The organism is Anoxybacillus gonensis (assembly GCF_001187595.1).
Taxonomy (GTDB): domain Bacteria; phylum Bacillota; class Bacilli; order Bacillales; family Anoxybacillaceae; genus Anoxybacillus; species Anoxybacillus gonensis.
This window is the reverse complement of record NZ_CP012152.1, coordinates 1,822,279-1,837,254: the sequence shown is the minus strand read 5'-3', so window position 1 is coordinate 1,837,254 and position 14,976 is coordinate 1,822,279. Positions and strand designations below refer to the sequence as shown.

The following is a 14,976-nucleotide window of genomic DNA, read 5'->3' as shown; positions in this document are numbered from 1 at the left end:
TAGAGGTTTATTGTGGTAAACGCAAATGTTTTATCCGACTAAAGAAAAGAGAGGAGTTTGTAGCGTGGAATTATTGTTTTTAGGAACGGGCTCTGGTGTCCCGTCAAAAGGGAGAAACGTATCGGCAGTTGCCCTTCAGCTATTAGAAGAAAGAGGAGCGACATGGCTGTTCGATTGCGGCGAAGCAACGCAACATCAAATTTTACATACGTCTATTCGCCCGCGACGCATTGAACGTATTTTTATTACTCATTTACACGGCGATCACATTTTTGGCTTGCCTGGATTGCTTGGAAGTCGCTCATTTCAAGGGGGAGAAACGCCTCTTTTTGTTTACGGTCCGGCTGGTATTCGTTCGTTTGTTGAAACTGCCTTGGCGGTTAGCGGTACGCGGTTAAAATATGATTTGCATATTTATGAGTTTACAGAAGGTGTCATATTTGAAGATGAGCAGTTTATTGTTACAGCGAAATTGCTTGATCACGGTTTACCTTCATACGGTTTCCGAATCGTTGAAAAAGATTTACCGGGCACGTTGCTCGTTGATCAATTGCGTGCACTTGGCGTGCGCCCAGGACCAATTTATCAACAAATTAAGCGAGGGGAGATTGTCACATTAGATGATGGAACTGTCATTGATGGACGGAACTTTGTAGCCCCGCCAAAGAAAGGACGCATTGTTTCGATTATAGGAGATACGCGTTATTGTGAGGCGAGTGTGGAATTGGCGAAACAAGCGGACGTCCTTGTCCACGAGGCAACATTTCGTGCCAAAGAAGCGCATTTAGCGCATGATTACTATCATTCAACGACGTTGCAAGCAGCGGAAGTAGCGAAACGAGCGGAAGTGAAGCAACTCATTTTGACACATATTAGTTCCCGTTACCAAGGAGAGATGTGTGACGAACTCGTTGAAGAAGCGAAAACGATTTTTCCGAACGTGTCACTTGCTTTCGATTTCTCATCGTTTCCAATTTTACGAAAAGAGGGTTAACAATGATCGAAGTAAAAGGAAGCGTCATTGATAAACACACACGATGTGTACATTATCATAGTGAACGCGATGTCATTGCGATTAAGTTTTATTGCTGCAAAACATATTTTCCGTGTGTACATTGCCATGAACAACATGGTTGTGGCAAGCATGTCGTATGGCCGAAAGAACGTTTTCATGAAAAAGCGATTTTATGCGGTGTTTGTCAAACTGAGCTGACAATTGAACAATATATGACAAGCAATTACCATTGCCCACATTGCAACGCGGCGTTTAATCCGGGATGTCAACTTCACGCTCACTATTATTTTGAAATGTAAAAGGATGTCCGCCACATTGGACATCCTTTGTTGTGTTTTACCACCCTCTGACATATGGCTTCGGTGCTTCAAGCGATATACCGAGTTCGTTGGCAGCTGTTTTTGGCCAATATGGGTTGCGAAGAAGCTCGCGACCGATAAAAATGAGATCGGCACGGCCATTGCGTAAAATTTCTTCCGCTTGTAAGCTAGACGTAATGAGTCCGACAGCACCAGTTGGCACGCTTGCTTCACGGCGAATCGTTTCCGCAAATGGCACTTGATAACCTGGATACGCATCAATTTTTGCTGGAACGACGGCGCCAGAGCTGACGTCAATGAGGTCAACGCCTTGCGCTTTCATTTGTTTTGCATATTCGACATAGTCTTTCACTGTTAACCCATCTGGATGATAATCGTGTGCGGAAATACGGACAAATAGCGGTCCGTTCCATACTTCTTTTACTGCTTCAATGATTTCACTTAAAAAGCGGTAACGGTTTTCTCCACCGTATTCGTCTGTTCGTTTGTTTGTGAGCGGCGATAAAAATTCGTTAATGAGATAGCCGTGAGCAGCATGAATTTCAATGACGTCAAATCCCGCTTCTTTGGCGCGTCGTGCCCCTTGTTGAAACGCATCGATCGTTTCTTCAATGTCTTCTTTTGTCATTTCTTTTGGTGTTCGCATCGTTTCATCAAATGGAATGGGGGATGGTGCAATAATTTCTCCAGAAACGGTTGCCTTTCGTCCGGCATGGGCAAGCTGAATGCCAATGTTTGCACCTTGTTCATGAACGAGCGTAGTAAGCGTACGCAAGCCGTCAATATGGTTATCATCCCAAATCCCTAAATCGCGTGACGAAATTCGTCCTTGTGGCGTCACGGCTGTCGCTTCCACCATAATGAGCCCGACTTGCCCGACAGCGCGCGTTGCATAATGAATGAGATGCCAGTTGTGCACCGTTCCGTCTTCGCGATCGCACGCATACATACACATCGGCGACATAACAATGCGGTTTTTAAAGGTAACATCTCGAATCGTATATGGTGAAAATAACATGTTTCATCCCTCCCACAGTATGTTTCATAACAAATGATACCATGGGTGTTTGGAAAAGAAAAACAACTTGCACTATTGAACGGAAGAAAGCAATGCTTCGCCAAGTTCTTTTGATCGTTCAGTTGCTCGTTTAATGCATGCAATCATCGCTTCTTGGTAGCGATAACGTTCAAGTACCCCAATGCCAGCTTCTGTCGTCCCGCCTGGACTTGTTACTTCTTTGCGCAAAACGGATGGATGTTTGTTTGTTGCTTTTAACATATGAGCAGCACCGATAATCGTTTGTAAAATAAGCTCTTTTGCAATATCGCGCTCAAGTCCAATTTCATCCGCTGCTTTTTCCATCGCTTCGACTAAATAGTAAACGTACGCCGGTCCACTACCCGATAGCCCTGTTACTGCGTGCAAATGCTTTTCATCAACAATCGTCACAATCCCGACCGTTTCAAATAGCTCTTTTGCCATGTGGACATGTTTATCTGTTGCATAGGCACCTTGTGCTAGCGCGGTGGCAGATTGCCCAATAGCTGCTGATGTATTTGGCATGGCACGAATGACAGGCATTTGTTTTCCGATGAGCGATGCAATCGTATCCGTCGTCACTCCCGCAAGCAATGAAATAATAAGTTGTTGTTCATGAAAAGCATGTGCGATCGGCGTTAAGCTTTCTGCAACGTCTTTTGGCTTCATCGCTAAAATAACGATATCAGCTTCTTTGACGGCTTGTTCTTTATTCGTTTCGATTCGTACCCCGTATGTTTGTTGCATATACGTCAGTCGCTCCATTCGAGAGCGATTCGTTACAATCATTTGTTTCGGCTCATATAGTGTCTGTGTCACTCCTGAAATGAGCGCTTCTGCCATCGACCCTGCACCGAGAAATGTGATCGTCATTTTTTCTCCTCCTCGTCTTCAAAATAAAAAGACCTTTCGTCCGATAAAGGACGGAAAGGTCTTTATTTCCGCGGTACCACCTTTGTTGGCACAATGTGCCCACCTCTTATGCCGATATCGTCGGCAAGACGGTTAGGTTTGCCTAACTGCTCATAGGGTAGGTTCCATGATAAAGAGGGTAATGAAACCTTTCAGCCTATGGGTTTCACTCTCTTGTTACCGTTTATCATGTACTGGCCCTATTCATCGCTTTACACATATATGATTTGTTTGCAATTATGCATGAAAAACAAGCTTGTTGTCAATAGGTTATACGTTTTTATTTTCTGAATTTTTTAATAAATAAATAAAAATAAATGACAAATGAAAAAAATAAGTGTAAACTGATAAACAGACGAAACGAAAAGTTATGATGATATAATGAAGGAGCCGAAAAAATGGAACAGTTGCATCGCATTGTCGTCCCAACGCCATTTGCCGTTGGCGATGTCAATATGTATATTGTCAAAGGAGACCGTTTAACGCTTATTGATGCGGGAGTAAAAACGGAAGAAGCATGGCATGTCTTCGTTCGTGAATTACGCGAACTCGGCTATGAACCGGAAGATATTGAGCAAGTCATCATTACACATCACCATCCAGATCACGTCGGTTTACTCGATTATTTACCGCCGTCGCTTCCTGTTATTGGCCATCGCAAAGCTGCACCGTGGATTGCGAAAGATGCTGCTTTTTTTGCGTGGCATCAACAATATTTTGAGCAATTTTTAATTGAATGTGGAATTGGAGAAGAAGGGCTTGCGAAACTTGGAAACTTTCGACGCTCTCTCCGTTTTTCGTGCGAGCGCTCGCTCACCCAAGAAGTAAAAGAAGGGGATATGATTGAAGGCTGGACGGTTATCGAAACGCCAGGTCATGCACAAAGTCATATTGTATTATATCGTGAAGCAGATGGCTTGATGATTGGAGGAGATCATTTGTTAGCGACCATTTCATCTAATCCATTGTTAGAGCCGCCTGCGATCGGGAAACAAGAGCGCCCAAAACCACTTTTGCAATATAACGATTCATTAAAAAAACTACTGAATTACGACATTGCCACAATTGTTACAGGACATGGAGAAGATGTGACAGATGTTGCATCACTGGTCGAAAAGCGACTTGAAAAACAAAAAGAGCGTGCACAATATGTATGGCAATTGTTAAGTGAAAAGCCAATGACGGCATTTGACGTATGCCGTGCGCTTTTTCCGTCCGTATATGAACGTGAATTTTTATTGACGATGTCCGAAACGATTGGTCAACTCGATTATTTAGAAGCGATCGGAGCAGTGAAAAAAGAAAAAGACGATCAAATATATATGTACGAAGTGGTGAGATCATGAAGTTAGCAGGGAAATACGTCGTTATTACAGGAGCGTCGAGCGGCATTGGCGAACAAATTGCATACGAAGTAGCTAAGCGTGGAGGAATACCGATATTGCTCGCTCGCTCAAAAGAAAAGTTGGCGCAAATCGCGCAACATATTGAACAAACGTACGGCATGTCTTGCTTATATGAACAGTTAGATGTCAGTAACCAAGAGGAAGTAGATGTTGTATTTGATCGATTACTCGCGTCTGTCGATATCGATATTCTTGTTAATAATGCCGGATTCGGTGTGTTTCGCTATGTCGAGCATATTGATTTGTTGGAAGCGAAGCAAATGTTTGATGTCAACGTGCTCGGATTGATCGCGTGTACAAAAAAAGTGTACACACATATGATGAAGAAACGATCCGGTCACATCATTAATGTCGCATCTCAAGCAGGAAAAATTGCGACGCCGAAATCGAGCGTATACGCCGCAACAAAACATGCTGTCCTTGGATTTACAAATAGCTTGCGAATGGAAGCGTCCATGTATGGCATTTTTGTCACTGCTGTGAACCCCGGACCGATCGAAACAAACTTTTTTACTGTTGCTGATACGTCTGGAGAATATGTGAAAAACGTGAAACAATGGATGCTCCGCCCTGAATTTGTCGCAAAACGTATCGTTGATGTGATGCTTACTCCGACGCGCGAAGTGAATTTGCCGTTTTGGATGCATATAGGAAGTCGATTGTATCAATTATTTCCAGCGGTCATCGAAAAAATGGGAAAACGGGCATTTTTAAAAAAGTAAGCGAGGTGTAAATGGTGAAAATTACGATAACGGAACGAGCGATCGAACAAATTCGCCGTGTTCGTGGAAACAAGCACGTCAAGCTGACATACGATACAGATGATTGCGGATGTGCTGTAAATGGAGTGCCGATGTTACTGCTTGTCAATCAATTAGACGAACATGATGTAGAGATTGAAACAAACGATATACCTATTTGGATGGAAAAACATCGGCTCATTTTTTTTGATGAACAAATGACGATTGATGTTGTCGATGGAGCAGGATGTTTTCAATTAAAAAGCCCGAATCAAATTTTAAATGCGCGCATGTCGCTTATGGAGCGTTGAAAAGAAACATGATGAACCGTTATTTTGTTGATTTACACATCCATATTGGTCGAACGGCTTCACAGCGGCCGGTAAAAATAACAGGGGCGAAATCATTAACGTTATCAAATATTGTACAGGAAGCGACATATACAAAAGGACTGCAAATGATTGGTATTGTTGATGCACATGTGCCGGAAATATTACAAGAAATCGAGCAACATATCGAAAAACATCGTTGGATGGAGCATGAAGATGGAGGAATAATCACGCATGGTGTAACAATGTTATTAGGAAGCGAAATAGAAATATATGATGACCATTGTCAAGGCCCGATTCATGTATTAGTTTTCTTCCCGACGATTGATACGATGCGCAAATTTTCTGATTGGATGGCAAGCTATGTAAAAAATCGTTCGCTTAGTTCACAACGCATATATGTTTCAGGAAAACATCTGCAAGAACAAGTAAAAAAATGGGGCGGATTATTTATTTTAGCCCATGCGTTTACTCCATTTAAAAGTGTATATGGAAAAGGGGTCAAAAAAAGTTTAACAGAAGTATTTGATCCGAGTCTTATTGATGCAGTTGAATTAGGATTAAGCGCAGATACAACGATGGCAGATCAAATAGAAGAGCTTCATCGTTATTGTTATGTATCTAACTCGGATGCTCATTCTTTAAAAAACATCGCGCGGGAATATCAAATGATTGCTATGAAAGAAGCAACGTTTGCGGAATTAAAAAAAGCGTTACGACATGAACAAGAAAGAAAAATAATGGCGAATTATGGATTAAACCCGAAGCTTGGTAAATATTATCGTACAACTTGTGCACGCTGTTTGTCACGATGGAGTGGGGAACAATGTGAACGGTGCGGTCATCGTCAACAAATTGTTGGTGTATATGAACGACTACAACAATTGCGCACAACTTCTCATACAGCTGTGATGCGTCCGCCGTATATTCATCAAGTACCGTTATCGTTCATTCCAGGAATAGGAGAAAGAACGTACAAAAAGCTGATCGAACGAGTAGGAACAGAGATGTATATTATGCATGAAGCATCTGAAGATGAGTTAGCTTATGTTGCGGGACAAAACATTGCCAAAACGATTATCGCGGCTAGAAATGGGACATTACAAGTTCATGAAGGTGGAGGAGGAAAATACGGCAAAGTAAAAAGCCCGGAATAAAAGCCGGGCTTATTCGTTTTTCGGAGCGCGAACGACGGATTGAAATTTTCCTTTATGAGCTGCATCACAAAATGGCATATTTTGTGAGAGCCCGCAACGACAGAGAGAAAATGTTTCTTTCGTTTCAAACTTGTTTCCTTCCATATCAATTAATTCAACATCTCCGGTTACACGAAACGAACCGTTATCCATCACTTTAATTTGCACTTTCGCCATATATTCCACCTCCTTGTATACCTTATATCGTATATACTATCTGTTTTATATCAGAAAAGCAAGAACGTGAATATTTGTCAGAACAGTGACAAGATAAATGGATATGATTTTTTGTGATCAATGTCACATGATATAAACATTCCTTCTTGTACAATGAGAAGTAGTGAGCGAATCGGAGGGATGAAATATGCGTGATTTTCAACAAAATCCATTTATTGTTATATGGGAGTTAACGAGGGCGTGTCAGCTCAATTGTCTTCATTGTCGAGCCGAAGCACAGTATCATCGCGATCCGCGTGAATTAACGTTTGAAGAAGGAAAACAATTGATTGATGACATTTATGAGATGGATCAGCCTCTTCTCGTGTTTACAGGTGGAGATCCGCTTATGCGTCCAGATGTGTACGATATTGCTAAATATGCGATTGATAAAGGGCTTCGTGTATCAATGACCCCAAGTGCAACCCCAAACGTGACAAAAGAAGCTATCCGAAAAGCGAAAGAAGTAGGCCTTGCTCGTTGGGCATTTAGCTTAGATGGTCCGAATGCGGATATTCACGATCACTTTCGTGGGACGTCCGGTTCATTTGATTTAACGATGAAGGCGATTCAATATTTACACGAACTCGACATTCCAATCCAAATAAATACAGTCATCTCTCGTTATAACGTTCATGTGCTTGACGAGATGGTGCAACTTGTTGAAAAGCTCGGCTGCGTGCTTTGGAGCGTATTTTTTCTCGTACCGACGGGCAGGGGAAAAGAGACAGATATGATTTCGCCTGTTGAGCATGAAAAAGTGTTTCGCTGGCTTTACGAAACGAGCAAACGTGTACCGTTTGATATAAAAACAACAGCAGGACAACATTATCGTCGCGTTGTTTTGCAACAAAAAATGCGCGAACAGCAAATTCATGGCGACATTCGTTATGAAGATGTGTTAATGAAAGGATTAACTGGACAAGTAGACGGACTAGGGCGCGCTCCAAAAGGAGTAAACGATGGAAACGGTTTTGTATTTATTTCGCATATTGGTGACGTATATCCAAGTGGACTATTGCCTGTAAAAGCAGGGAATGTACGTGAACAACCGTTATCTCATATTTATCGCCATTCTCCAATTTTCAAACAGTTAAGAAATCCAGACGGATATAAAGGGAAATGTGGCGTATGTGAATTTCGTTACGTTTGTGGTGGGTCGCGTTCAAGAGCATATGCCGTTACAGGCGACTACTTAGCAAGCGAACCGTACTGCATCTACATCCCAAAAGCATGGCGTCAAAAAGAAAAGGTCGGCGAATAGCCGGCCTTTTTTACATGTTCATATGATGTCCTTGCCCATTTCCGAGGGATGGATCTAACATACCAAAAATCATGGCGATATGAGCGACAATTAAAAAAATACCAACGAATATAGCATGCACTTTTAATTTTTGTTCTTCGCTCCAATTTCGTCCAATAACATGTAAATCTAATAAAGTTAATCCAAAGAGAGGGATAACTCCTAATAAGTAAAATGTTACAGCAATAACATCAATCCATCCTCTCCATTCCCCATTCATTGTGAGTGGAATGACAGCTGTGATGAACAAATAAATGAAGACAAACAAAAAATAAATCCCACCTATAATGCTACATATTTTATTTACTTTTCGAATGTTTCCATCAAAACGTCTTGTAAAAAGAATGGCTAATTCAGTAATGGCAACAGTTTCAGCGAGTATCACGGGAATTGCCATGAATAAAATTAAATTCCATGGTTGATTAACGGCCAATAGCTCCATATAGTGCGTCATGCTCATGTATGCTTCCTCCTTTATTTTTTTTTGTTTCACATTGTATATAACAATAAATTGTGCATTTTTTTTGCAGAAACGAAGAAAAAATTGTGACTAATTCTATATTTTTAAAAAATGGTTTGTGAATTAATGATCATTATGATTGTGCTCTAACAAAAAATTATAGCGCGAATAAAGTGAGGAAAATATGAACTTTATCACATTTCATGTTGTATTTTTCATGAAATGTGATATTGAACAAATTGTGAAAATATTATCATGTATACTCAAAAATCCCAAATATTTTTCTATACTAAATGTAGAAGATCGCTCAAAGAAACGAGGGGACAACGATGAGAAAGTATGTATATATCTTTACCTGTTTATTTTACATATGTTTTATTTATTCAGTGGCTGCACAAGAAAATGTTTTTGCACTAGAAAATGTGTTGATACAAGTGATGCCGGAGTATGCAAATCATCCAAATGATCAAACTAATAAGCCGTCTATGTTAGTCGGAATGCATCTTTCGTTTCGAAATGTAAGTAAACAAAAACAAAAAGGAGCAATCGTCATCCCACTTCCAACAAAAGAAAAAGGGTTCCGAATTGGGTATGTTGCTCAGTATGTAAACGATGAGCCAGAAGAAATAGATTATGTACTTGATCTAGAAAAAGGGTATATTTCTTTTGAAGTAAATAAAGAAATTCAATCAAATGAGCGTTACGATGTTGTCATTGAATACTACACAAAAAATATAAAGCTAGAAAAAAAGAAACGGATGATCACTTACACATACCATCATTTGTTACCTATTGAACATATGAAAATCATTTTTTACCAACCATTGAAAGCGGATGGTTTCAAAATGACCCCTTCGCCACAATATTATGAAGAAAACAGTTATGGAATGGGAATGTATTTATATGAATTGACAAAACTCCAGCAAGGAGATGTAAAAACGTTCGATATTACATATTCTCGAGAAGATATGCGTCCCACGTACGAATTACTTAATGAATATCACGGAAATCAAAAAGAACAAAAGAATAAAACATTACCACCTATGTTAGTAGCTAGTGCTGTCGTTGGCGGAAGTTTATTTTCAATTACAACGATGATTTTTACGCTTTACAAAAGGAGGATGAAAAATGGGAAATAAAAAAATTGCCATTGGGATATGCTTCATCGTTTTGGCCATTGGTATGTTGTTATTTACATCTATGCCTTCTGCAAGCGTTGTAGAAGTGAAATTGAAAGATTTAACAAAAAGAGAACAATATGAAAATGAATATGTGTTAACACAAGGAATGCTCAAACAATCTTCTGTACAATGGGATGCGAAACGTACGCAATTATCGTTTGAGTTATATGATGAAAAAGAAACGATCCAAGTGCGTTACACGGGGGCGAAACCTGATAATTTTTCTGATGGAGTCATCGTCATTATCGAAGGAAAATGGCGTAATAACATATTTTACGCTGAAAAAGTTCAGACGAAATGCCCATCAAAATATGAAGGGGAGGATATGAAAAATTACGATAAAGAAATGCATAAAAAACTTTTAGATTGAGGCGGTGCTTTATGTATATATTGGGATACACAACAATGATCGCTAGCTTTATTTTTTCACTATATGGCCTTTGGGCGTATGGATATGGGATAAAGAAGAAAAAAGAAACGTATGTGGAGAGCGGTAAAGGCGCTGTTTTTGCTGTTTTTGTTACAGCGACTATCGGGATTTGTTTACTTGTTTATTTACTAGTAACCAACCATTTTGAGTATAAATATGTCGCCGCATATACGAATTCATCATTAGCGTGGTTTTACCGTTTTTGCGCGCTTTGGGCAGGGAATGCAGGATCTCTTCTTCTATGGGCATTTTTGCTTAGTTTATTTGCTTTCATTATCGCATATTCGAAACGTACGCAGGCACATGCTTTAACGCCGTATGCGCTTCTCGTTTTACTCATGAATCTTGTATTTTTCTTTCTCGTTTTATCAATAAACGAAAATCCGTTTAAAATGACAAAAACGATTCCGTTAGATGGAAATGGTCTGAATCCGATGTTGTTACATCCGGGAATGATCATTCACCCTGTTTCCACATATGTCGGTTATGTTACTTTAGCGGTCCCATTTGCTTATACAATTGGAGTTCTTTTTCAAAAGGATTGGAGTGCAATATGGGTTCCTCTTATAAGAAAATGGACGCTCATTGCATGGGTTAGTTTAACGATTGGGAATCTAGTCGGTGCATGGTGGGCTTATGTCGAATTAGGATGGGGTGGATATTGGGCTTGGGATCCTGTTGAGAATGCTTCGTTTATGCCATGGTTAACGACAACGGCATTGTTACATTCACTCATGATGCAAGAGAAAAAACAAATGTTGAAAGGATGGAACGTAGCACTCGTTATTGTATCGTACTTTCTTTCACTGTTTGGAACATTTATTGTGCGAAGCGGCGTGTTAACATCTGTTCATGCTTTTTCAAATTCAACGTTAGGAACATATTTCCTTGTATTTATTATCGTTATGTTTATCGTTACGATGTATGTCGTTGCTGATCGCGCACATGTATGGAAACAAAACAAAGTAGTGATCGAACATATTTTTTCAAAAGAAATGAGCTTTTTAGTTGCGAATTTAATTTTCATCGGCGGAATGATAGCGATTTTTTGGGGAACAATCTTTCCGCTTGTATCGGAAACGATAATGGGAAGAAAAGTGAATGTTGGTGCTCCATATTTTAATGAAGTGACAGCACCTATTTTTCTAGCTCTTATCTTATTGATGGCTATTTGTCCTATTGTTCCGTGGAAATCAGCATCTATTCCAGTTATGTTGCGGCGCTTAAGCATGCCTGCAATTGTGAGCGGATGTATAGCTGTAGCGTTATATGTCATGGGAAAAAAGGATTTATACGTCATTTTGGCATGTTTCATCGTTACGTTCATGATTGTTGTACACATCATAGAATTATTTAGAGATGTATGGAAAAAGAAAAAAGGAACGCAACAATCGATTATTCATGTACTTGCTCATTTATTAAAGTATAACGGCCGCAAGTATGGAGGATACATCGTTCATATCGGTATTGCTTTCATTGCTTTTGGTGTTATTGGTTCACAGGCATATAGCGAAGAAATGATGAAAACGCTGTCGCTTGGGGAAAGTGTGAAAATTGGAGACTATAAATTGTTGTATAAGTCATTAGATGAACGATATGAAAAAGATAAAGATGTTGTGTATGCAACGCTAAAAGTACATGAGGATAATGAGAAGACGAATGTGTTAGAGGTAGAAAAATGGTTTTATCATCATTGGAAGGAACCTTCAAGTGAAGTTGCTTTACAGTCGAACGTATTTGAAGATTTATATATTGTATTAAGTTCGTGGGAAAGCGACCGAAGTGCAACATTTTTAATCAAAATAAACCCGCTCGTTTCATGGATTTGGATCGGGGGAGTAATCATGATGATTGGAGCCGTGATTGCGATGACGCATCCGATGAAAGGGGGGAGAAAATGATAAAAAAGCTTTGGTTCAGTTTCTTTTTAGTATGTATTTTGCCGGTTAGCGTCTTTGCGCAAACGTATGATTACAATTCTAAGTTATTTCAACGTATTGTGAATCAATTGGCTATGCAAGGGCATAAAGAACACGATCTCGCTACGTGCACAGTAAAGCAACAGTATTACAAAGAAGTTCTTGATATGTTGAATAAAGGAAAAAGTGAAGATGAAATTTTAAATTATTATGTTGAACAACTGGGAGAACAAGCGCTTGTCGTTCCGCAAAAACGTGGATTTAGCTTAACTGCTTGGGTTGTACCTATAGCCATCTTCATGTTCGGGGCGTTTGTCATTTATCGAACGGTTCGTCGGAAAGAGGGGAATTAAATGGAATATATGTATATCGTTATAAGTATTTCCGTTGTTACAGGATGTTCCTATTTTATCGTTAGCCCGTTTTTTAAAAAGAGGGAGAGCGAATGATTGTTTTACAAAACGTTCAAAAAAATCTTGGTATGCGCCCGATACTACGACACATTAACATGGAAGTAAAACCAGGGGATTGTTTCTCCATTGTTGGACCGAATGGTGCTGGAAAAACAACGCTTCTCAAAGTTTTTGCATGTATTCATAAGGTTGATGAAGGAAATGTGTATTGGAACGGTCGAGACGTATACAAACAGTTAGCACAATATAAAAGTCAGGTTGGTTGGATTTCACATCATCATTTTCTATATGAAAATTTCACTCCAATAGAAAATTTACGATTTTACAGTGAGTTGTACGGAGTAAAAAATCGTGAAGAAACGATTAAAAGATGGCTAAAAATTGTCGATTTATATGTGTTTAAGGATATCCCTGTACGTACATTTTCAAAAGGAATGAAACAGCGGTTATCTTTAGCGCGTGCGTTATTACATGAACCGAGCATTTTGCTTCTCGACGAACCGTTTACGGGGTTAGATCAAGATGGAGTGCAATTGCTTTTCCACTTGTTGAAACAAGAAAGAGAGAAACAATCAACGATTATGATGGTGACACATGACTTTAGTCATATTGAAAAAATAAGCAATAAAGTCGTTTTTCTATACAAAGGAACAATAGCTACTGAAAGTGTGCAAACAAAAGCGGAACATATAAGAGAAATTTACAAAACATTGGTGGATGAACCATGAACATAAAACAAATATGGACGATTACGAAAAAAGAGCTTTACTACGAGTATAAAGAGAAGCAAAACGTCATGTTCATTCTCGTTTTTGCGCTATTAATGATTACAACGTATAGTTTTTCCTTTACGATTACACAAGATTTATTGAAGCAAATTACGCCCGGTTTTATTTGGATTGTGACCATTTTCACAGGTATGATGTGTTTTGAACGTTCTATGTCCTATGAGTTATATAATGATTGTTTTACAGGGTTGCTCGTTGCGCCAATTGAAAAAAATGCAATTTACATGGGGAAAACAATCGCAAATTTTATTATTCTTTTTTGCACGAATGTCATCGTTGTTCCACTTTTATTTATATTATTTGATTTTCGTTATTATCATCATCTTTCCCTTTTCTTCGTTGTCATGATCGTTGGTTTATTTGGCTTTTCGATTGTCGGTACATTTTTAGCATGTATATCAAACAAAGTATTGTTTTATATTTTGCTTTTACCGATGATCAGTCCGTTGCTTATTGCAGGAGCGCAGTCTACAAAAATATTGTTTCTTGCTGAAAATCAAATTTATGATACGTTCAGTTGGCTAAAGATGATGATTGCGTATGATTGCATCTTTTTTACCGTTTGCTATTGGTTAGTTGATTTTGTATTAGGAGAGTGAGGAGATGAAGAAACTTGATGCCATTTTGCTTGCGTGTGCGACAGTTTGTATGCTCATCGCATTATACATGGTGTTTATTTGGTCACCGATCGAAGTGAAAATGGGGGTTGTACAAAAAATTTTTTACATTCACGTATCATCAGCATGGGTAAGTTTTTTAGCGTTTTTCGTCGTGTTTATTTGTAGCTTGTTCGTCATTTGGAAATCGAATGAGTTAGCTTATCACGTAGCGGGAGTGTCAGCAGAAATTGGTGTCGTGTTCACAGCCATTGTATTAACGACGGGGCCCATTTGGGCGCGTAGTGCATGGAATACATGGTGGACGTGGGAACCGCGGTTAACGACAACGTTGATTTTGTTCTTTATGTATATCGGTTATTTACTGTTGCGTCAATCCGATGGGGAACGACATAAAGTTGCTCGTTTTTCTTCAGCATTCGGTCTCGTGGCGTTCGTTAACGTTCCGATTGTGTTTATGGCTATTCGTTGGTGGAACTCTCGCTTGCATCCTGTTGTTTTTGGAGATGGAAAAAATCAAAAGGGCGGAGGGATAGAACCGGAAATGTTGTTCACATTAATTGTTTGTGTGGTGGCGATGACGCTTCTTTATGCTGTTCTCGTTAGAAAAGGTGTTCGCATTGCACGAATGAAAGAAAAAGTAAAAATGTATATGGAACAAGTGTATACACACTTTTCATAAGGGGGTTATC

General features: G+C 39.4%; 18 protein-coding genes and 1 other annotated feature. Of the genes, 14 read left to right on the top strand and 4 right to left on the bottom strand.

The genetic code is table 11. From position 1 onward, the window contains the following. Window positions 1-64 precede the first annotated feature (64 nt). Together rnz and AFK25_RS09655 are read left to right on the top strand one after the other, a co-directional pair. A complete protein-coding gene (rnz, locus tag AFK25_RS09660) occupies window positions 65-994 on the top strand; it encodes a ribonuclease Z (RefSeq protein WP_035066842.1) in 930 nt (309 codons plus the stop codon). Window positions 995-996: 2 nt separating this feature from the next. Then, complete coding sequence (locus tag AFK25_RS09655) at window positions 997-1,314, top strand: CHY zinc finger protein (RefSeq protein WP_035066844.1); 318 nt, start codon at window positions 997-999, stop codon at window positions 1,312-1,314. A gap of 37 nt (window positions 1,315-1,351) precedes the next feature. Here AFK25_RS09655 and namA read toward each other — a convergent pair whose 3' ends face one another. Together namA and proI are read right to left on the bottom strand one after the other, a co-directional pair. Beyond that, window positions 1,352-2,353 carry an NADPH dehydrogenase NamA gene (namA, locus tag AFK25_RS09650; protein WP_035066846.1) on the bottom strand — a complete coding sequence of 334 codons (1,002 nt, stop codon included), beginning with the start codon at window positions 2,351-2,353 and terminating at the stop codon, window positions 1,352-1,354. Window positions 2,354-2,425: 72 nt separating this feature from the next. Further along, window positions 2,426-3,247 carry a pyrroline-5-carboxylate reductase ProI gene (gene proI, locus AFK25_RS09645; protein ID WP_006318101.1) on the bottom strand — a complete coding sequence of 274 codons (822 nt, stop codon included), beginning with the start codon at window positions 3,245-3,247 and terminating at the stop codon, window positions 2,426-2,428. A 43-nt stretch (window positions 3,248-3,290) separates the two neighbouring features. Continuing rightward, window positions 3,291-3,503, bottom strand: a binding site (T-box leader). Between the two features lie 181 nt (window positions 3,504-3,684). Here proI and AFK25_RS09640 point away from each other — a divergent pair. The 4 genes from AFK25_RS09640 to AFK25_RS09625 are packed head-to-tail and all read left to right on the top strand — an operon-like array spanning window position 3,685 to window position 6,918. Beyond that, window positions 3,685-4,632, top strand: coding sequence for an MBL fold metallo-hydrolase (locus AFK25_RS09640; protein WP_009373839.1), 948 nt, complete (start codon window positions 3,685-3,687; stop codon window positions 4,630-4,632). Next, entirely contained in the window at window positions 4,629-5,414 is a 786-nt protein-coding gene (locus AFK25_RS09635) for an SDR family NAD(P)-dependent oxidoreductase (protein WP_035066848.1), read from the top strand. The genes AFK25_RS09640 and AFK25_RS09635 overlap by 4 nt, the downstream gene beginning before the upstream one ends. Before the next feature lie 11 nt (window positions 5,415-5,425). Then, window positions 5,426-5,743, top strand: a complete 318-nt coding sequence (locus AFK25_RS09630; protein WP_009373837.1) for an iron-sulfur cluster biosynthesis family protein — start codon at window positions 5,426-5,428, stop codon at window positions 5,741-5,743. An 8-nt stretch (window positions 5,744-5,751) separates the two neighbouring features. Continuing rightward, the gene (locus AFK25_RS09625) at window positions 5,752-6,918 is read left to right on the top strand and encodes an endonuclease Q family protein (protein WP_081957756.1); all 1,167 of its coding nucleotides are present in this window, start codon (window positions 5,752-5,754) and stop codon (window positions 6,916-6,918) included. A 9-nt stretch (window positions 6,919-6,927) separates the two neighbouring features. On the opposite strand, the gene AFK25_RS09620 is transcribed toward AFK25_RS09625, so the two are convergent. Next, entirely contained in the window at window positions 6,928-7,134 is a 207-nt protein-coding gene (locus tag AFK25_RS09620; protein WP_009373835.1) for a CDGSH iron-sulfur domain-containing protein, read from the bottom strand. A 187-nt stretch (window positions 7,135-7,321) separates the two neighbouring features. Between AFK25_RS09620 and AFK25_RS09615 the strand changes: the two genes are divergently transcribed. Continuing rightward, window positions 7,322-8,437 (top strand): TIGR04053 family radical SAM/SPASM domain-containing protein, encoded by a 1,116-nt coding sequence (locus tag AFK25_RS09615; RefSeq protein WP_035066850.1) that lies wholly within the window; start codon window positions 7,322-7,324, stop codon window positions 8,435-8,437. Window positions 8,438-8,447: 10 nt separating this feature from the next. Here the strand turns inward: AFK25_RS09615 and AFK25_RS09610 are convergent, their stop codons facing one another. Beyond that, window positions 8,448-8,936, bottom strand: a complete 489-nt coding sequence (locus AFK25_RS09610) for a DUF6803 family protein (RefSeq protein ID WP_035066852.1) — start codon at window positions 8,934-8,936, stop codon at window positions 8,448-8,450. Window positions 8,937-9,265: 329 nt separating this feature from the next. Here AFK25_RS09610 and AFK25_RS09605 point away from each other — a divergent pair, with 329 nt between their 5' ends. From AFK25_RS09605 to AFK25_RS09575, 7 genes are all read left to right on the top strand, one after another. Then, window positions 9,266-10,075: a hypothetical protein gene (locus AFK25_RS09605; RefSeq protein ID WP_035066854.1), complete on the top strand. Its 810-nt coding sequence runs from the start codon at window positions 9,266-9,268 to the stop codon at window positions 10,073-10,075. After that, window positions 10,065-10,487, top strand: a complete 423-nt coding sequence (locus tag AFK25_RS09600; RefSeq protein ID WP_019418684.1) for a cytochrome c maturation protein CcmE — start codon at window positions 10,065-10,067, stop codon at window positions 10,485-10,487. Before AFK25_RS09605 ends, AFK25_RS09600 begins: the two co-directional genes overlap by 11 nt. Before the next feature lie 11 nt (window positions 10,488-10,498). Beyond that, window positions 10,499-12,448 (top strand): heme lyase CcmF/NrfE family subunit, encoded by a 1,950-nt coding sequence (locus tag AFK25_RS09595; RefSeq protein WP_035066856.1) that lies wholly within the window; start codon window positions 10,499-10,501, stop codon window positions 12,446-12,448. Then, complete coding sequence (locus tag AFK25_RS09590) at window positions 12,445-12,819, top strand: cytochrome c-type biogenesis protein CcmH (RefSeq protein WP_035066858.1); 375 nt, start codon at window positions 12,445-12,447, stop codon at window positions 12,817-12,819. The genes AFK25_RS09595 and AFK25_RS09590 overlap by 4 nt, the downstream gene beginning before the upstream one ends. Window positions 12,820-12,911: 92 nt before the next feature. Next, on the top strand, window positions 12,912-13,607 hold the full coding sequence (gene ccmA / locus AFK25_RS09585) for a heme ABC exporter ATP-binding protein CcmA (RefSeq protein WP_035066860.1): 696 nt from the start codon (window positions 12,912-12,914) through the stop codon (window positions 13,605-13,607). After that, window positions 13,604-14,266, top strand: coding sequence for a heme exporter protein CcmB (locus tag AFK25_RS09580; protein ID WP_035066862.1), 663 nt, complete (start codon window positions 13,604-13,606; stop codon window positions 14,264-14,266). The genes ccmA and AFK25_RS09580 overlap by 4 nt, the downstream gene beginning before the upstream one ends. Before the next feature lie 4 nt (window positions 14,267-14,270). Beyond that, window positions 14,271-14,966 (top strand): cytochrome c biogenesis protein, encoded by a 696-nt coding sequence (locus AFK25_RS09575; RefSeq protein ID WP_035066865.1) that lies wholly within the window; start codon window positions 14,271-14,273, stop codon window positions 14,964-14,966. The last annotated feature ends 10 nt before the right edge of the window (window positions 14,967-14,976 follow it).